Below are 17684 nucleotides of genomic sequence, written 5' to 3'. Positions count from 1 at the left end.
GGACGAGCGCGATGCCGTGCCCGGAGGCGATGAGTTCGAACTTCTCTTCAAGTAAGGACGTCCGCCGCCTCGGTACGTCGAGCATCCGCTCGCCGTCGAGGTCCGCTGAGGTGAGTTCGTCGCGGCACGCGAGCGGGTGCGTCACCGGCAGGCAGGCGACCCTGGGCTCACGGCCGATGGGGATGGTGTGCAGCCCCGACTCCTCGAACGGCCGCCGCAGATCATGCGCGGCTACGCCGCCCGGTACGCCGACGCCGCGCACACGCTCCTGCTCATGTGCCCCGGCCATGTCCGCACCGAACTCGGCGGGCCGGGCGCGGCACTGACCGTCGAGCAGTCCGTCCCGGGCGTGGTGGACACGGTCGAGCGCCACAGCGGCGAACCGGGCCTGCGCTTCCTCGACCATCAGGACCAGCCCGTGCCCTGGTAGCAGCCAAGGGGCCGGTCCGCAGGCCGGGGAGGGCGGGCGGGGGATGTGAGGGCGCTTACGGGGGGTCCCCGGCGACATCTCCGGACGGTGCTTTACATCGCCCGATAAGCAGATGAACATCCCAATTCGGCGTGCCCTCCGGCACAGCTGACGGTGCGACGAACGGGGAGCCCCAGTGCGCGCAGCAGCGGTCCACGCAGCGATCCTCTCGACAGCCGGTGCCCTGGTCCTCACCCTGGCCGCGGCCGTCCCCGCCGGAGCCCTGCCAGCGACACCGGACACGCCGGGCACGCCAAGAACGCCGGGCACACCAGGCACGCCGCGGGTGCCGGTCTCGTCCCCGGCGGGGCCGGCCGACGGCGTCGCGCGGGCGCTGGGTGTGCGGACGGCCGCCGCCGAGGCCGCCGAGACGGGTATCGACTGGCGGAAGTGCCCGGCCGTCGAACACCTGCCCACGCCCGTCGAGTGCGGCACCGTCTCCGTACCCGTGGACTACGCCGCGCCGCACGGCGACAAGATCGACCTCACGGTGAGCAGGGCCAAGGCCACCGGTGACGCCGGGCAGCGGCTGGGGCCGCTGCTCTACAACCCGGGCGGCCCCGGCGGCAACGGCATGAGCTTCCCCCTCTACGGCAAGCTGGTCGGCGGCGTATGGAAGCGCCTCAACGCCCGCTACGACTTCGTGGGCTTCGCGCCGCGCGGTGTCGGCCGCTCGGCGCCCCTCTCGTGCGAGGACCCCCAACGCTTCCTCACCGGACCGAGCACCTCACCCCGGCACCCCTCGGCCGCGTTCAAGCGGACGATGAACGAACGAGCGGCGGCGTACGCGGAAGGCTGCGCGCGGACCCAGGGCAGCCGGCTGGAGCACTACACGACGCCGAACAACGCCCGTGACCTCGATGTGCTGCGCGCCGCGCTGGGCCGGCGGAAGCTGAACTTCCTCGGCGTCTCCTACGGCACCTACATCGGCTCGGTCTACGCCACGCTCTTCCCCGGCCATGTGGGCCGCATGGTGCTCGACAGCATCGTGAACCCCGCGCCGGACAACGTCTGGTACCAGGCGAACCTGGACCAGAACCGCTCGTTCGAGACCCGCTGGGGGGACTGGAAGCAGTGGGTGGCCCGGCACGCGACGACCTATGGCCTGGGCCGTACGCCGGAGGAGGTGCAGCGGGCCTTCGACGAGGTCAGGGACGCCCTCGACCGCGAGCCGGCGGGCGGCAAGGTGGGCTCGAAGGAGCTGGTGGCGGCCTATCTGGACACCGGGTACGCGGACTCGGCGTGGGCACGGTCCGCGAGCGCGCTCTCCCGCTTCCGCGAGGGCGACCCCAAGCCGCTGGAGAAGATGGCGGCGCCGGAGCCCGCGTCGGCGAAGGGCGAGGAGAACGGCAACGCCGTCTACAACGCGGTCGAGTGCCAGGACGCGCCCTGGCCGCGCGAGTGGGAACGCTGGGACCGGGACAACACCGCGTCGGCGAAGGTCGCGCCGTTCAACACCTGGGACAACGCGTGGATGAACCTGCCGTGCGCCTACTGGAAGACCACGCCGTCCAAGCCGCTGGATGTGCGCACGCGCCCGGGCCAACTGCCGCCGGTACTGCTGGTGGCCGCGACCCGGGACGCGGCCACGCCCTACGAAGGCGCCATCGAGGCACACCGGCGGCTGGCGGGCTCGTCCCTGGTGACGGAGAAGGGCGCGGGCAACCACGGGGTGACCGGCGGCAACAAGTGCGCCGACGAGCACGTGGAGCGCTATCTGCTGGAGGGCCGGACACCGGGCGCCGAGGCGGAGTGCGCCCCGCGCCCGGAGCCCCGCCCGAACACGAAGCAGACCGACAAGACGGCACCCGTCTCCAACACCAGGGCGACCCACTAGGACGACCCGCCAGGCAGCGGGAGACGGGCCCGGGAGACGGGCGCCGGAAACCGGCGGGGGCCGGCTCTAGGCCAGCCCGGCGACCAGGTCGGCGACCGGCTTGCGGCGGCCGGTGAAGAACGGGATCTCCTCGCGCACGTGCCGCCGGGCCTCCGAGCCGCGAAGGTGCCGCATCAGATCGACGATCCGGTGCAGTTCGTCGGCCTCGAAGGCGAGCACCCACTCGTAGTCGCCCAGCGAGAAGGCCGGCACGGTGTTGGCACGTACGTCGGGGAAGCCGCGGGCCATCTTGCCGTGGTCCGCGAGCATCCGGCGGCGGTCCTCGTCGGGCAGCAGGTACCACTCGTAGGAGCGTACGAAGGGATAGACGCTCACATAGGCGCGCGGCTCCTCGTCGGCGAGGAAGGCCGGAATGTGCGACTTGTTGAATTCGGCGGGCCGGTGCAGCGCCATGTTCGACCAGACCGGCTCCAGGGCGCGGCCCAGCCGGGTGCGGCGGAAGCGGTTGTACGCCTCCTGGAGCGCCTCGGACTCCTCGGCGTGCCACCAGATCATCACGTCCGCGTCGGCACGCAGCCCGGAGACGTCGTAGGTGCCGCGCACCACCACGTCCTTGGCGGCCAGTTGGCCGAACAGTTCTTCGACCTCGGCCGCGTAGCCGGCGCGGTCCTCGGGGAGGACGTCGCGCAGCCGGAAGACCGACCACAGCGTGTAGCGGATGACCTCGTTGAGGTCCTTGGCCTTCTTGCCCGCGTGGGGCGACTTGTGCGGTGTCTCGGTCATGTCGCTATTCTCGCTCGCTCTTCTCCCCCGCCCGCGCGAGGGTCGATCCGGCGGATCCGGCCGGGGCGGATCCGGTCAGGAGGCGACCGGCTGCCCGTCGCCCGCTCGCGACGCAGGCCGGGATGCCCACGCCCTCGTACGCCGCCCCCGCCAGTGCCAGTCCGGGTACGGCGGCGACGGCGGCCTCGACGTCGGCGACCCTCTCCAGGTGCCCGACCGGGTACTGCGGCAGGCCGTCGTACCAGCGTGTGACGAGGGAGTCCACGGGCGCCGCCGCCAGCCCCGTCGCGGTGCGCAGGTCGGCCAGGGAAAGCTCGGCCAGCTCCGCGTCGTCGCGGGCCAGCACTGCCTCCTCGCCGAAGCGGCCCAGCGAGGTGCGCAGCACGAACAGCGAGGGGTCCTGGGCCGCGACCCAGTCCCACTTGTGGGTGGAGAAGGTCGCGGCCTTGATGGACCGGCCATCGACCGGGGGCACCAGGAAGCCGCTGCCGTCGGGCAGTTCCCCGGCCTCGGACCTGCGGAAGGCCAGGGTGACCAGGGCCATCGAGGCGTACTCGATCCGGTCGAGTCCGGCCGCCGCCGAGGGGGCCACCGGGGCGAGGAGCCGGGCGGCGGCAGGCGCGGGCACGGCCAGCACGACGGCGTCGGCGCGCACCGCCTCGTGGTCGGTCACCGCCGTCCAGGCCGCCGCCCCGCCGGCCGGTCCGTCCGCCCCACCGGCCGCTCCGTCCGCGGCGCCGCCGCCCGGCGCGCGGTGCAGAGCGCGTACGGGGGTGCTCAGGCGGATGTCGGCGCCCCGCGCGGCGCACGCGTCCGCCACCGCCATGGGCAGCCGGCCGATGCCGCCTTCCAACCCCATGAAGACCGGGCCCTGCGGCGCGCGGGCGGTGCGCTGCGCGGCGGCGGCACGCTCCTGTACGGCGCGCACCCCGGCCAGCAGGGAGCGGTGCTCGCGGGCCGCCTCGAAGAGCTGCGGTACGGCGGCGCGCATCGAGATGCGGTACGCGTCACCCGCGTACACCCCGCCCAGCAGGGGCTCCACGAGCCGGTCGACGACCTCGCCGCCGAGCCGTTCGGCGACATAGGCGCCCACCGCCACATCGTCGCCGACCTCGGTGCGGGGCAGCCGCCCGTCCTCGGCGATGCGGGCCAACCCGTCGGGGGAGAGGACGCCGCCGAGCGCCGCGGGGTCGCCGGGGACGCCCATCACATGCCCCTTGGGCATGGGGCGTACGGCGCCGCGCGTCCACAGGGCGCCGCCGGAGACGGCGGGCGGCTGGAGCACGCTGCCCAGCCCCACCGCGCGGGCCAGCTCGACCGCCTCGGGGCGCCGCGCCAGCATGGATTCGGCCCCCAGGTCGACGGCGGCGGTACCGGCGACGCTCCCGGCGTGCAGCTTGCCACCGAGCCGCGCCGACGCCTCCAGCAGGGTCACCCGCGCGCCGTCCGCCAGGAGTTGGTGCGCCGCGGCCAGGCCGGAGATGCCGCCCCCGATGACAAGTACGTGCATATGGGCAGTCTCGCAGAGCGGTACGCCCGGCTTTCCCCCGCCCCGAGTTCCGGCGAACGGCGCATGAGGTGTGCCGCCGCGTGGAGGCATAGCGTGTGGGCGGCAGGTTGTGGCAGGGCGTCCGGTCCGGCGAAGGGAGCATCCGGGATGGCGGCGGAGCGCATGGTGGTCATCGGCGGCGACGCGGCGGGCATGTCCGCCGCGTCCCGGGCACGCAGGCTCAGGGGTCCGGAGGAGCTGGAGATCGTGGCCTTCGAGCGGGGCCGGTTCTCCTCGTTCTCCGCCTGCGGTATCCCGTACTGGGTGGGCGGCGAGGTCGGCGCGCGCGACGACTTGATCGCACGCTCGCCCGAGGAGCACCGCGAACGCGGCATCGACTTGCGAATGCGTACCGAGGTCACCGAGCTGGACGTGGCGGGCGGCCGGGTGCGGGTGGTGGAGCGGGACGGCGGTACGGGGCAGAGCGCGGGCGGCCGGGACGACGGGGGCCGGTGGGTCGGCTACGACCACCTCGTGCTGGCCACCGGCGCCCGCCCGGTGCGCCCGCCGCTGCCCGGCATCGACGCCGAGGGCGTCCACGGCGTCCAGACGCTGGACGACGGCGAGGCGCTGATCACCGCGCTGGAGAGCGCGGAGGACCGCCCCGGCGCGGGCGCACCCGGGGAGCCGGGAAAGCGGGAGGGCAGGCGCCGGGCCGTGGTCGTGGGCGCGGGCTACATCGGCGTGGAGATGGCGGAGGCGTTCGTCAACCGCGGCTACCAGGTCACGGTCGTGGACAAGGGCGAGCAGCCGATGTCCACGCTCGATGCGGACATGGGCGAGCTGGTGTACGAGGCGATGTGCGAGATGGGCATCGAGACGGTGCGCGGCGCGACGGTCACCGAGATCCTCACCGACGAGCACGGCCGGGCGCGTGGCGTGGCCACCGAGGACGCCGAGTACCCGGCCGATGTGGTGGTACTGGGACTGGGCGTGCGCCCCGAGACGGAGCTGGCCCGCGCGGCGGGGCTGCCGCTGGGCGAGTCCGGTGGGCTGCTGACGGACCTGGCGATGCGAGTGCGCGGCCAGGAGAACATCTGGGCGGGCGGCGACTGCGCCGAGGTCCTCAACCTCGTCTCGGGCCGCACCCAGCACGTGCCGCTGGGCACGCACGCCAACAAGCACGGCCAGATCATCGGCTCCAACATCGGCGGGGACTACGCGACGTTCCCCGGGGTGGTGGGCACCGCCGTGAGCAAGGTGTGCGACCTGGAGATCGCCCGCACCGGCCTGCTGGAGCGGCAGGCCACGGCCGTCGGACTGCGCTTCGTGAGCGTCGTCATCGAATCGACGACCCGGGCCGGCTACTACCCGGGCACCAAACCGATGCGGGTCAAGATGATCGCCGAACGCCGCTCGGGCCGCCTGCTCGGCCTGCAGATCGTCGGCAGGGAGAACGCGGGCAAGCGCGTGGACATCGCCGCCGTCGCCCTCCACACCGGCCTGACGGTCGAGCAGATGACAGCGCTCGACCTCGGCTACGCGCCGCCCTTCTCCCCGGTCTGGGACCCGGTCCTGGTGGCGGCCCGCAAGGCGTCCGCAGCACTCCGCGCCGCCTGACCCACCCCTTTTCCCCACCGCAGCGGCGAGCACCCCGCCACCGTCCCGGCGAAAACCCGCGTCAGCGCGCGGAACGCTCGTGGACGTAGGACACCAGATCCGTGAGCGCCTGCGGGTCGGTGTCGGGCAGGACGCCGTGGCCGAGGTTGAAGATGTGGCCCTCCAGCCCGCGCGCCGAATCCAGGACGCGCGCGGCCTGCCGCTCGACGGCCTCGCGCGGGGCGAAGAGGACGGCCGGGTCCAGGTTGCCCTGGATCGCCTTACCGGGGCCGACCCGGCGGGCGGCCTCGTCCAGCGGCACCCGCCAGTCGGCGCCGACGACATCCGCGCCGGCCTCGCCGAGCAGCCCGAGCAGTTCGCCCGTGCCGACGCCGAAGTGGATACGGGGCACCCCGTAGGAGGCGACGGCGTCGAAGACCTTCGCCGAGGCGGGCTGGACGTGGCGGCGGTAGTCCTCGGGGGCGAGCGCGCCCACCCACGAGTCGAAGAGCTGTACCGCCGAGGCCCCCGCCTCGATCTGCACCTTCAAGAACGCGGCGGCGATGTCCGCGAGCCGGTCGAGCAGGTCGGCCCACAGCTGCGGGTCGCCGTACATCAGGGCTTTGGTGCGCTCGTGGTTCTTGGAGGGCCCGCCCTCGACGAGATAGCTGGCGAGCGTGAAGGGCGCCCCGGCGAAGCCGATGAGCGGAGTGGCGCCCAGCTCCCGGGTGAGGATGCCCATCGCCTCGGTGACGTAGGAGACGTCCTCGGGCTCCAGCTCCCGCAGCCGCTCCAGGTCCGCGCGCGTGCGGACCGGATTCTCGATGACGGGGCCGACACCGGGCTTGATGTCGAGATCGACGCCGATGGCCTTGAGCGGAACGACGATGTCGCTGAAATAGACCGCCGCGTCCACCCCGTGCCGCCGCACCGGCTGGAGAGTGATCTCGGCGGCGAGTTCGGGCCGCATACACGAGTCCAGCATCGCGATTCCCTCGCGCACCTTGCGGTACTCGGGAAGCGAACGTCCCGCCTGACGCATGAACCACACCGGAGTGTGCGGCACCGGCTCGCGGCGGCACGCGCGAAGAAACGCGGAATCCCGCAAACCCGGAGCATTCCGCACCTGCTGTGCCCCTGCGGGCGCGTCCTGTCTCGGCGTCGGCTGGCCCGGGGGGCGGTCGTTTCCACTCACACCTGAAGTCTCGCACGGCCGAAAGGGGTGTCCCTACCGCCCTGAAGCGCGGCCTCCGCCTACTCTTCGGCCCATGACAGCGGCTGGGAAGGCGAAGGCGGGAGGCTCTGGCGGAGTGGAAGGCACGGAGGGGACGGGCGGCTCTGGCGGCGGCGGGGAGTCCTTCCCTCCCCCCTTCCGCGCGGCGGTCTCAGCGTTGAGCGAGGCGCGCACGCGCCCCGAGGTCCGTATCTCGCCGCTGCCGGCCCCCCGGCGGCTGGCGCCGTACGCCTTCGCGCTGGAGGCGGCCGTGAGCGAGCCGGAGAACGCGGACCAGGAACTGGCGGACGGCCGATTCGTGCTGCTGCACGACCCGGCGGGGCAGGATTCCTGGCAGGGCACTTTCCGCGTGGTCACCCTGGGCCGGGCGGAGTTGGAGCCGGAGATCGCCGGCGATCCGCTGCTGCCCGAGGTGACCTGGACGTGGCTGACCGGGGCCCTGGAGGCGCGGGAGGCGGAGTACGCGGAGCCGAGCGGCACCGTGACCCGCTCCAGCTCGGCATTCTTCGGCGGGCTCGGCGAGCGGGCTGCCGAGGAGGTGCTGGAGATCCGGGCGAGCTGGACCCCCGAGGGGGAGACGCCGGACGCCGCCGCACATCTGGCCGCCTGGTGCGAACTCCTCTGCCAGTGCGCCGGGTTGCCCCCGGAGTCGGGTGACGCGTCCTCCGTCGTCCAGCTCCCCCAGCGCCGGGGCCCGCACTGATCGCTCCACGGAAGACCCCGCGCCTCTTCGGGGCACTCCCGTACCGCATCCGGCTCCCGGGGCCCGCATAGACCTGGGCCGGGGGCGTCCGAGCCCGGACATCTGAGCCGCGGCAGCGAGAACTCTCTCGCTGCCGCGGCTCTATTCGTGCCGGTTCCACACTCTGACCGCACAGTCTCTGTGTAGACAAATGTCACGTCGGTCTCTGTGTAGACAAAGGAATCTTTCTGCCCCGGGAAATGACACGGAAAACGGGAATCAAGGAAATCCAGGTCACTAATTCGTGATCTTTCTCTAAAGCCATGTGGAGGAGCTGCCGAAGGAGTCTGTGACCCTTCCACGCGGAATACCCGACTCGTTCGGTTCCGTCCCCCCAGCCACTCTCCTCAGGAGGCCCGGTGTCTGTTCTCCTTGAGCACCCCACAAGCCTGGTCGCCTACCGCCCGAACAAGCCGACGGCCATGGTCGTCGTTGCCGACCCCCGCGTCCGTTCGACCGTGACCCGCCACCTGTGGGCTCTCGGTGTGAGGGACGTGATCGAGGCGTCGTCGATCGCGGAGGCCCGTCCCCGAGTCGGCAATCCACGCGACATCTGCGTGGCCGACGTACATCTCCCCGACGGATCGGGGCTCAGTCTGCTGTCCGAGACCCGCGCTGCGGGCTGGCCCAACGGCCTGGCACTGTCCGCCGCCGACGATATCGGCGCGGTACGCAACGCCCTGGCAGGCGGCGTCAAAGGCTATGTCGTCACCGGCACCAGGACCAACCTGGGCGGGCCGATGCCCACCCGGCACGGTGCGGCCCCCATCGGCGCGGCAGCTGCCCGTATGCACCGCAGGCCCGGCGGTGGTCCCGGCGGCCCCGGGCACCCCGGCGGCTACCGCGAACTGTCCGGCCGCGAGGTCGAGGTGCTGCGCCTGGTCGCCGAGGGGCAGTCGAACAAGGCCATCGGCGTCTCGATGGGCCTGTCCGCGCTGACCGTCAAGAGCCACCTGGCGCGCATCGCCCGCAAGCTGGGCACCGGCGACCGCGCCGGAATGGTGGCCGTGGCACTGCGTACGGGCATCATCCACTGACCCGTCCGTTTCCCCCTCGCGACAGCAGATGCGCCCGCCGACGTAACGTTCCGTCGGCGGGCGCTTGGCATTGCGTGCTCGCGGATACCCTTGACTGGTGACCGACGCCCAAGAGACCGCATCAGCGACCGCAGCTCAGGACCCCTCCCAGGACTCCGGTCCGGCGCCGGTCCCTCTCTTGGAGCCCCGCGAGGGCATCCCACCCGTCACCGTGACCGACGAGGAGCTGGCCCGGCTCACCGCGGACTTCGCGCACGGCACGGGCCCGCTGGCCGTCGATGCCGAACGCGCCTCCGGATACCGCTACGGCCAGCGCGCCTATCTGGTGCAGCTGCGCCGCCAGGGCGCGGGCACCGCGCTGATCGACCCCGTGGCCTGCCCCGACCTCTCGGAACTGGACGCGGCGCTGGCCGGCACCGAGTGGGTATTGCACGCCGCCAGCCAGGACCTGCCGTGTCTGCGCGAGATAGGTATGCGGCCCACCAGGCTCTTCGACACCGAGCTGGCCGGGCGGCTCGCCGGGTTCGCGCGGGTGGGCCTGGGCGCGATGGTGGAGAACGTCCTCGGCTACGCCCTGGAGAAGGGGCACTCCGCCGTTGACTGGTCCACCAGGCCACTGCCCGAGCCCTGGCTGCGGTACGCGGCCCTCGACGTGGAACTGCTCGTCGATCTGCGCGACGCGCTGGAGGCCGAGCTGGAGCGGCAGGGGAAGCTGGAGTGGGCCCGCGAGGAGTTCGCGGCGATCGCCGCGGCCCCCACGCCACCGCCGCGCAAGGACCCCTGGCGCCGCACCTCGGGCATGCACAAGGTGCGGCGGCGCAGACAGATGGCCGTCGTACGGGAGCTGTGGCAGGCGCGGGACACGATCGCCCGCAAGCGGGACGTCTCCCCCGGCAAGGTGCTGACGGACACCGCGATCGTGGAGGCGGCACTGGCGATGCCGCCCAACGCGCGCGGGCTCTCGGCGCTGCCGGGGTTCGGGCAGCGGATGGGGCGCAAGCAGCTGGAGCAGTGGCAGGGCGCGGTGGAGCGGGCGCGGGCGCTGCCCGAGTCGGAGCTGCCGCAGCAGAGTCAGGTGCCGGGCGGGCCGCCGCCGCCCCGCTCCTGGGCCGACAAGGACCCGGCCGCCGCGGCCCGGCTGACCGCGGCGCGAGCGGCGGTGACGGAGCACGCCGAGGAACTGAACCTCCCCCAGGAGAACCTGCTGACGCCCGATACGGTGCGGCGGCTTTGCTGGGAGCCGCCTGAGGAGGTTTCGCTTGCCTCGGTCGGCGAGGCGTTGCGGGGGCTCGGCGCGCGCGAGTGGCAGATCTCGCAGACAGCGGAGTTGCTCTTTGTCGCCTTGACCTCCCCGGAGTGACCGGGGCTCCGCCCCTGTGACCCCGGGGAATTTTTCGGGGCTTCGCCCCTGAGACCCGCTGTTTCGAAGTCGCGCCTCGGGTGCGGCGCCGTTGTTGGGGCCCCAAACCCCCTTGGCCTCGCCGACCGGGCATCGGGGCGGATCCTCCCCCAGCCTCCGGCCGGGGGGACCTCCACCCAACTGCCCCCCGCCACAGGGGCTCCGCCCCCTGGGAGCCCCCGTCTCCGCACCCGTGTGCGGCTCTTGAGCGAGGGTGCTGTGACAAGGGGTGGGTCACAGCCGCGGAGGTACCCCTTGCCAGGTGGTTACCGGCAAGTAGCATGGGTGTGTCCGACCCCGCCCGCACCTGGAGGAGAGCCAACGTGCCCCGTACCGCAAGGGACGTCGTCTTCGTAGACGGCGTCCGCACACCGTTCGGCAAGGCGGGCCCGAAGGGCATCTATCACGAGACCCGCGCCGACGACATGGTCGTCAAGTGCATCCGCGAGCTGCTGCGCCGCAACCCCGACCTGCCTCCGGAGCGCATCGACGAGGTCGCGCTCGCGGCCACGACACAGATCGGCGACCAGGGGCTGACCCTGGGCCGTACGGCCGGGATCCTGGCCGGGCTGCCGCAGTCGGTGCCCGGGTACTCGATCGACCGGATGTGTGCCGGGGCGATGACGGCGGTCACCACGACCGCCGGGTCGATCGCCTTCGGCGCCTACGACATCGTGGTGGCGGGCGGCGTCGAGCACATGGGCCGGCACCCGATGGGCGAGGGCGTGGACCCCAACCCGCGTTTCGTCTCGGAGAAGCTGGTCGACCAGTCCGCGCTGTTCATGGGCATGACCGCGGAGAACCTGCACGACCGCTTCCCGCACCTGACCAAGGAGCGCGCGGACGCGTTCGCCGTGGCCAGCCAGGAGAAGGCGGCCAAGGCGTACGCCAACGGCAACATCCAGGCCGACCTGGTGCCCGTCTCCGTCCGGCGGACCACCGCGGAGGGCGGGGAGACCGGGTGGGGGCTGGCCACCGCCGACGAGCCGATGCGGCCGGGCACCACCCTGGAGAACCTGGCCGGGCTCAAGACGCCCTTCCGGGCGCACGGCCGGGTCACCCCGGGCAACGCGGCGGGGCTCAACGACGGTGCGACCGCCTCGCTGGTCGCCGCCGAGGACGTGGCGCGGGAGCTGGAGCTGCCGGTCAAGATGCGGCTGGTCTCCTACGCCTTCGCCGGGGTGGAGCCGGAGGTCATGGGCATCGGTCCGGTGCCGGCGACCGAGAAGGCGCTCGCGAAGGCCGGGCTGTCGATCGACGACATCGGCCTGTTCGAGGTCAACGAGGCGTTCGCCGTCCAGGTCCTCGCGCTGCTGGACCACTACGGCATCGCGGATGACGATCCGCGCGTCAACCAGTACGGCGGCGCCATCGCCTTCGGGCACCCGCTGGCCTCCTCCGGTGTGCGGCTGATGACGCAGCTGGCCCGCCAGTTCGAGCAGCAGCCGCACGTCCGCTACGGCATCACCACCATGTGCGTCGGCTTCGGCATGGGCGGGACCGTCATCTGGGAGAACCCCCACTGGGAGGGCAAGTAAGCATGAGCACCACCGCTGAGCTGCTGAGGGGCGCGGCCGAGCTGTTCCCGGACGAGGTCGTCACCGAGGCGCACGTACGCCACCTCGATCTGCCGTACGGGGCCGGGAAGTTCGCCCTCATCACGCTGGACAACGGGCTGGATCACACCAAGCCCACCACCATCGGCCCGCAGTCGCTGGCCAACCTGGACGCGGCGATCGACCAGGTGGAGAAGGAGGCGGCGGACGGGGAGATCAACGGCGTCGGGATCACCGGCAAGCCGTTCATCTTCGCCGTCGGCGCCGACCTCAAGGGCGTGGAGATCCTGGCCCGCCACGAGGACGCCGTCGCCATCGGCAAGGGCGGCCACCACGTCTTCAAGCGGCTGGCCGGCCTGGCCGTTCCCACGTTCGCGTACTACAACGGCGCGGCGATGGGCGGCGGCGTCGAGATCGGGCTGCACTGCTCCTACCGCACCGTCTCCGCCGCGCTCCCGGCGTTCTCGCTGCCCGAGGTCTTCCTGGGCCTGGTGCCCGGCTGGGGCGGCTGTGTGCTGCTGCCGAACCTGATCGGCGCCGAGCGCGCGGTCAGCGTCATCATCGAGAACTCCCTCAACCAGAACCGGCAGCTCAAGGGCGCGCAGGTCTACGAACTCGGCATCGCCGACGCGCTGTTCGAGGGCGCGGACTTCCTGGAGGAGTCGCTGCGCTGGACCGCGGCCGTCCTCAAGGGCGAGATCGAGGTCGTACGGCCGGAGATCGACCGGGGCGAGGCGTGGGACGCGGCCGTCGAGCGCGGCAAGCAGATCGCCGACAGCAAGGTGCACGGCGCGGCCCCCGCCGCCTACCGGGCCCTCGACATCATCGCGGCGGCCAAGAGCGGCGACCTGCGGCAGGGCTTCATGGCCGAGACGCAGGCGCTCGCGGACCTGATCATGGGCGGTGAACTGCGCAGCGGCATCTACGCGTTCAACCTCGTGCAAAAGCGCGCCAAGCGTCCGGCGGGCGCGCCGTCCAAGGATCTGGCGCGGCCGGTCACCAAGGTCGGCGTCGTCGGCGCCGGGCTGATGGCCTCGCAGCTCGGGCTGCTGTTCGCCCGCCGTCTGGAGGTGCCGGTCGTGCTGACCGACATCGACCAGGAGCGCGTGGACAAGGGCGTGGCCTACTGCCACGAGGAGATCGACAAGCTGCTGCTCAAGGGCCGCGTCAACCAGGACAAGGCCAACCGCCTCAAGGCCCTGGTGACCGGTTCGCTGGACAAGGCCGCCGCCTTCGCCGACGCGGACTTCGTCATCGAAGCCGTCTTCGAGGAGATGGGCGTCAAGCAGAAAGTGTTCGCCGAGGTGGAGGCGGTCGTGCCCGAGCACGCCATCCTCGCCACCAACACCTCCTCGCTGTCGGTGAGCGAGATGGCCTCCCAGCTCAAACACCCCGAGCGGGTGGTGGGCTTCCACTTCTTCAACCCGGTCGCGATCCTGCCGCTGCTGGAGATCGTGCGCGGCGAGCGGACCGACGACGCCTCGCTGGCCACCGCTTTCGGGGTCGCCAAGAAGCTGAAGAAGACGGCCGTGCTGGTCAAGGACGCGCCCGCGTTCGTCGTCAACCGGGTGCTGACCCGGTTCCTCGGCGAGGTGCTGCGTTCCATCGACGAGGGCACCCCGGTGGAGGTCGCCGACCGGGCGCTCGCGCCACTCGGGCTGCCGATGTCGCCGATGGTGCTGCTGGAGCTGGTGGGACCGGCGGTCGCGCACCACGTCGCGGGCACGCTGCACGCCGCCTACCCGGACCGCTTCGCGGTCTCGGAGAACCTCGGCCGGGTCGTCGAGGCCGGCAAGCGCAACCTGTACGTGCCCGGCACGCAGGAGCTGGACGCGGCCGTCAGCGCGCTGTTCGAGGTCGGGGACACCGTGCTGACGGAGGAGCAGGTGCGCGAGCGGGCGCTCGACGCGATCGCCGAGGAGATCCGGCTCATGCTGGACGAGGGCGTCGTGGCCGAGGCCCAGGACATCGATCTGTGCCTCATCACCGGCGCCGGGTGGCCCTTCCACCTCGGCGGTGTGACGCCGTATCTGGACCGGGAGGGCGTCAGCGAGCGGGTGACCGGCCGCCGCTTCCTGGCTCCTGGAGTCGCCAGCGTTCCGGAGTGAGGCCCGCGCTCCTGCCGGAGGGGCCGGGTCCCGGCCCCTCCGGCGCTGCTTCACAGACCAGTTCGCGAGTCGTCCGCCGGGTTCACCGCGCGGATGGCCCGGCACCCGCGATCGGCCCGGCAGACGCGGACGGTCCGGCATCGGGGGGCGCCGCCGCCACGGTGACGCGTCAGTGGCGGGCGTCGTCGGCGCGCAGGTAGAAGTCGCTGCCGTCGATGGTGGCCACCTTCTCGTAGTGGCCGCGCAGGTGCCGCCACAGGGTGGGCATGCGTTCGGCGCCGTAGTTCTTGTCGCGGGAGTCGTCGACGATCAGCTCGGGCGGGCGGTGCCGCAGCTCGTGCCGGAAGTGTGACCAGGCGCCCGCCATGGCGTACTTCTCCCCCACCATGGCCCCGTCGCGTCCCCCGCTGAAGTTGGTGAGGAAGCCCGCGGTCAGATAGCGCGAGGCGGGGGTGCGCCCGGCCAGCCAGTAGCCCTCCGGGTGCATACCCCACAGCAGCACCGGGTCGTGCCGTCCGGTGTACGCGCGTACCGTGTCGGCGACCCGGTGGGCGTGGTCCAGTTCGGCGCGGTCGGCGGCGAAACCCCAGCCGACAAAGGCGCAGGTGAGGAATGCGGTGGCCGTCAGCGCGGCGGTCGCGACCCGCGCGCCGGCCTCGTGCAGCGCGGCGGCGCCCAGCAGTGCGAGCGCGGGGACGAGTTGGAGGAAGTAGTGGCCGAAGAACTGGAGCCCCACGGTGGTCGCCGCCAGCGAGGCGGCCAGCCACAGCCACAGGTCGGCGGCGGCCGGGAGGCGGCGCCCGCGCGTCCGGGAGCGGACGACGGAGAGCAGCGCGATCAGCAGCGGCAAGAACGCCAGCGTCAGCAGCCCGATCCCGCCGAGCGCGCGCAGCAGTGGACGGAACCCCGCACCGTCGGCGGACAGGTAGGAGCCTGAGCCGGTCGCGATCCAGTACAGGAAGCGGCCAGGACCGAACGCGAGAGCGGCGCCCGCGACCGGGAGCAGTGCTCCGGCGCCCAGCCGCGCGAACGCGCCCCAGCCGGCCCGGGCCTGCCACCACAGCAGCAGGATGGGCAGCAGCACGGCGCCGCCCGTCTGCTTGGAGAGCACCGCCCCCGCGAGGGCGAGCCCCGCGCCGGTCCACCGCGCGCGCTCCGCGCACCAGATCGCCGCCACCGTCCAGGGCAGCATGAATACTTCGAACGTGGCGGCCTGGGTGTCCTCGGGAACGAGTCCGACCGACAGCAGGACGTAGCAGATGCCGGCGTACCAGGCCGCCCGCTCCCCCCACCGGCGGTGGGCGATCGAGGCGGCGAGCCCGGCCCCCACCACCACGGCCACCAGCGCCGCCACCCGCACCGGCCACAGCGACTGGTCGCCGAAGAGGCCGAGGGCGCCCTGGTAGAGCCAGGGCACGAGGGGAGGTTTGCGGTCCACGACGGTGTCGTAGAGGACGCCGCCGTCGGCGAGTTGGCGCGCCTGGGTGGCCAGAAACCCCTCGTCGGGGTTCCAGAGGGCCCGGGAGAAGGAGGGGAGGCGGGTGAGGGCCGTGACGAGGACGAGTACGGGGAACAGCCGCGTCCAGAAGGCCGGTATGGCCGCCGTCCGCCCCGTCGTGTCCGTGACGGTGGCGGGGCGGACAGAGGGAAACCAGGGCTCCCCTTGTCCCGGGACGTCTGGTGCGCCCGGCGCGTCCGGTGCGTGACGCTCGACGGAGGACTGCGACATAAGCCCCAACCTAGTACCCCTCCCGGCAGGCTTTGCCCTGTCACGGCACCAGCGTTCGGCCCGGCACGGTGGGAGGCGGCCCGGGTCGGGTCCGCACGTGCCGGACAGGCTCTTCACAGCCTGTCCGGCACGTGCGGACGAGTGCGAGTGGTCACCGCACGACGGCGCGGAACTCACCCCCGGACAGCGACGCGGCTGCCTCTTCGAACGCGGTCAGTCGCGGGCTACTTGGGCCCGCTCCGCGTCGTAGCGGCCGTCGAGGCGGGCGACGAGCCCGGTGACCTGGCGGGCGATGTCCGGGGCCGTGAGGCCGATCTCGGTCATGATCTCCTGCCGGCTCGCGTGCTCCAGGAACCGCTCGGGGATGCCGAAGTCGCGCAGCGGGACATCGACGCCCGCGTCGCGCAGCGCCTGGGCGACGGCCGAGCCGACGCCGCCGGCGCGGCTGTTGTCCTCGACGGTGACCACGACACGGTGCCGCTCGGCCAGCGGCGGCAGCGACTCGTCCACGGGCTTGACCCAGCGCGGGTCCACGACGGTGGCCGAGATTCCCTGCTTGTCGAGCAGGTCGGCGATCTCCAGGCACATCGGGGCCAGCGCGCCCACCGAGACGACCAGCACATCGGGCTGCGGCACCCCGGCGCCCGGCTCGCGCAGCACGTCCATGCCGCCGACGCGCCGCAGGGCGGGAACGGCGGGGCCCACGGCGCCCTTGGAGTAACGCACGACGGTGGGCGCGTCGTCCACCTCGACGGCCTCGCGCAGCTGGGCGCGTACCTGGTCGGCGTCGCGCGGCGCGGCCAGGCGGAGGCCGGGCACGCACTGGAGGACGGACATGTCCCACATGCCGTTGTGGGAGGCGCCGTCCGAGCCGGTGATCCCGGCGCGGTCCAGTACGAAGGTGACCCCGCACCTGTGCAGCGCGACGTCCATCAGGAGCTGGTCGAAGGCGCGGTTGAGGAAGGTGGCGTAGACGGCGAAGACCGGGTGCAGCCCGCCGGTGGCGAGCCCGGCGGCGGAGACCGCGCCGTGCTGCTCGGCGATGCCGACGTCGTAGACCCGCTCGGGGAACTCCTGCGCGAAGGCGTGGAGTCCGACGGGCCGCATCATCGCGGCGGTGATGGCGACGATGTCCTCGCGCTCGCGGCCGAGCTTGACCATCTCCTCGCCGAAGACGGAAGTCCAGTCGGCGCCGGAGGACTTGACGGGGAGGCCGGTGTCGGGATGGATGACGCCGACGGCGTGGAACTGGTCGGCCTCGTCCTGGCGCGCGGGCTGGTAGCCGCGGCCCTTCTCGGTGAGGCAGTGCACCAGCACAGGGCCGCCGAAGCGCTTGGCGCGCTGGAGCGCGGACTCGACGGCGGCGATGTCGTGCCCGTCGATGGGGCCGACGTACTTCAGCCCGAGGTCCTCGAACATGCCCTGCGGCGCGATGAAGTCCTTGAGGCCCTTCTTGGCGCCGTGCAGCGTCTCGTACAGCGGCTTGCCGACGACGGGGGTGCGGTTGAGCATGTCCTTGCCGCGGGCCAGGAAGCGCTCGTAGCCGTCGGTGGTGCGCAAGGTGGCCAGGTGGTTGGCGAGGCCGCCGATGGTGGGCGAGTAGGAGCGCTCGTTGTCGTTGACGACGATGACCAGCGGACGGTCCTTCGCGGCGGCGATGTTGTTCAACGCCTCCCACGCCATACCGCCGGTCAGCGCCCCG

13 protein-coding genes and 1 pseudogene are annotated in these 17684 nt (G+C 72.5%); 8 read left to right on the top strand and 6 right to left on the bottom strand.

Features of this window, described 5'->3' with window-relative positions:
- Positions 1–127 precede the first annotated feature (127 nt).
- A pseudogene (locus ABD339_RS25615) lies at positions 128–178 on the bottom strand (hypothetical protein); the annotation flags it as partial.
- A 9-nt stretch (positions 179–187) separates the two neighbouring features.
- On the opposite strand from ABD339_RS25615, the gene ABD339_RS25610 reads away from it, so the two are divergent.
- Both ABD339_RS25610 and ABD339_RS25605 read left to right on the top strand, forming a co-directional pair.
- A complete protein-coding gene (locus ABD339_RS25610; protein ID WP_344569064.1) occupies positions 188–430 on the top strand; it encodes a Rossmann-fold NAD(P)-binding domain-containing protein in 243 nt (80 codons plus the stop codon).
- Between the two features lie 175 nt (positions 431–605).
- The gene (locus tag ABD339_RS25605) at positions 606–2306 is read left to right on the top strand and encodes an alpha/beta hydrolase (RefSeq protein ID WP_344569063.1); all 1701 of its coding nucleotides are present in this window, start codon (positions 606–608) and stop codon (positions 2304–2306) included.
- Positions 2307–2372: 66 nt separating this feature from the next.
- Here the strand turns inward: ABD339_RS25605 and hemQ are convergent, their stop codons facing one another.
- Both hemQ and hemG read right to left on the bottom strand, forming a co-directional pair.
- On the bottom strand, positions 2373–3089 hold the full coding sequence (gene hemQ, locus ABD339_RS25600; protein ID WP_344569061.1) for a hydrogen peroxide-dependent heme synthase: 717 nt from the start codon (positions 3087–3089) through the stop codon (positions 2373–2375).
- A 4-nt stretch (positions 3090–3093) separates the two neighbouring features.
- Positions 3094–4599: a protoporphyrinogen oxidase gene (hemG, locus tag ABD339_RS25595; protein WP_344569059.1), complete on the bottom strand. Its 1506-nt coding sequence runs from the start codon at positions 4597–4599 to the stop codon at positions 3094–3096.
- A 147-nt stretch (positions 4600–4746) separates the two neighbouring features.
- Here hemG and ABD339_RS25590 point away from each other — a divergent pair, with 147 nt between their 5' ends.
- A complete protein-coding gene (locus tag ABD339_RS25590; protein ID WP_344569057.1) occupies positions 4747–6198 on the top strand; it encodes an FAD-dependent oxidoreductase in 1452 nt (483 codons plus the stop codon).
- Between the two features lie 61 nt (positions 6199–6259).
- Here the strand turns inward: ABD339_RS25590 and hemE are convergent, their stop codons facing one another.
- Entirely contained in the window at positions 6260–7372 is a 1113-nt protein-coding gene (gene hemE, locus ABD339_RS25585) for a uroporphyrinogen decarboxylase (RefSeq protein ID WP_425576089.1), read from the bottom strand.
- A gap of 73 nt (positions 7373–7445) precedes the next feature.
- Here hemE and ABD339_RS25580 point away from each other — a divergent pair, with 73 nt between their 5' ends.
- The 5 genes from ABD339_RS25580 to ABD339_RS25560 all read left to right on the top strand — a co-directional run bounded on the left by ABD339_RS25580 (position 7446) and on the right by ABD339_RS25560 (position 14253).
- Positions 7446–8114, top strand: coding sequence for a DUF3000 domain-containing protein (locus tag ABD339_RS25580; RefSeq protein ID WP_344569055.1), 669 nt, complete (start codon positions 7446–7448; stop codon positions 8112–8114).
- 398 nt (positions 8115–8512) lie between these two features.
- Complete coding sequence (locus tag ABD339_RS25575) at positions 8513–9190, top strand: LuxR C-terminal-related transcriptional regulator (RefSeq protein ID WP_274045401.1); 678 nt, start codon at positions 8513–8515, stop codon at positions 9188–9190.
- A 97-nt stretch (positions 9191–9287) separates the two neighbouring features.
- Positions 9288–10550 carry an HRDC domain-containing protein gene (locus ABD339_RS25570; RefSeq protein ID WP_344569049.1) on the top strand — a complete coding sequence of 421 codons (1263 nt, stop codon included), beginning with the start codon at positions 9288–9290 and terminating at the stop codon, positions 10548–10550.
- Between the two features lie 362 nt (positions 10551–10912).
- Positions 10913–12127, top strand: coding sequence for a thiolase family protein (locus ABD339_RS25565; protein WP_344569047.1), 1215 nt, complete (start codon positions 10913–10915; stop codon positions 12125–12127).
- 2 nt (positions 12128–12129) lie between these two features.
- Positions 12130–14253, top strand: a complete 2124-nt coding sequence (locus ABD339_RS25560; protein WP_344569045.1) for a 3-hydroxyacyl-CoA dehydrogenase NAD-binding domain-containing protein — start codon at positions 12130–12132, stop codon at positions 14251–14253.
- Positions 14254–14422: 169 nt separating this feature from the next.
- Here the strand turns inward: ABD339_RS25560 and ABD339_RS25555 are convergent, their stop codons facing one another.
- Positions 14423–15982 carry an ArnT family glycosyltransferase gene (locus ABD339_RS25555; RefSeq protein ID WP_344569043.1) on the bottom strand — a complete coding sequence of 520 codons (1560 nt, stop codon included), beginning with the start codon at positions 15980–15982 and terminating at the stop codon, positions 14423–14425.
- Between the two features lie 213 nt (positions 15983–16195).
- Positions 16196–17684, bottom strand: a 1489-nt coding sequence (locus ABD339_RS25550; RefSeq protein WP_344569041.1) for a 1-deoxy-D-xylulose-5-phosphate synthase N-terminal domain-containing protein, incomplete at its 5' end; no start/stop codon positions are given.

Origin of the sequence: Streptomyces axinellae, assembly GCF_039532135.1 — a bacterium.
GTDB classification, from domain to species: domain Bacteria; phylum Actinomycetota; class Actinomycetes; order Streptomycetales; family Streptomycetaceae; genus Streptomyces; species Streptomyces axinellae.
This window is presented reverse-complemented; position numbering and strand designations above follow the sequence as displayed.

Excerpts from the sequence above, each read along its gene's own strand:
- ABD339_RS25590 (WP_344569057.1), top strand. The coding sequence starts at position 4,747 with ATGGCGGCGGAGCGCATGGTGGTCATCGGCGGCGACGCGGCGGGCATG.
- ABD339_RS25555 (WP_344569043.1), bottom strand. The coding sequence starts at position 15,982 with ATGTCGCAGTCCTCCGTCGAGCGTCACGCACCGGACGCGCCGGGCGCA.
- ABD339_RS25580 (WP_344569055.1), top strand. The coding sequence starts at position 7,446 with ATGACAGCGGCTGGGAAGGCGAAGGCGGGAGGCTCTGGCGGAGTGGAA.
- ABD339_RS25560 (WP_344569045.1), top strand. The coding sequence starts at position 12,130 with ATGAGCACCACCGCTGAGCTGCTGAGGGGCGCGGCCGAGCTGTTCCCG.
- hemG (WP_344569059.1), bottom strand. The coding sequence starts at position 4,599 with ATGCACGTACTTGTCATCGGGGGCGGCATCTCCGGCCTGGCCGCGGCG.
- hemQ (WP_344569061.1), bottom strand. The coding sequence starts at position 3,089 with ATGACCGAGACACCGCACAAGTCGCCCCACGCGGGCAAGAAGGCCAAG.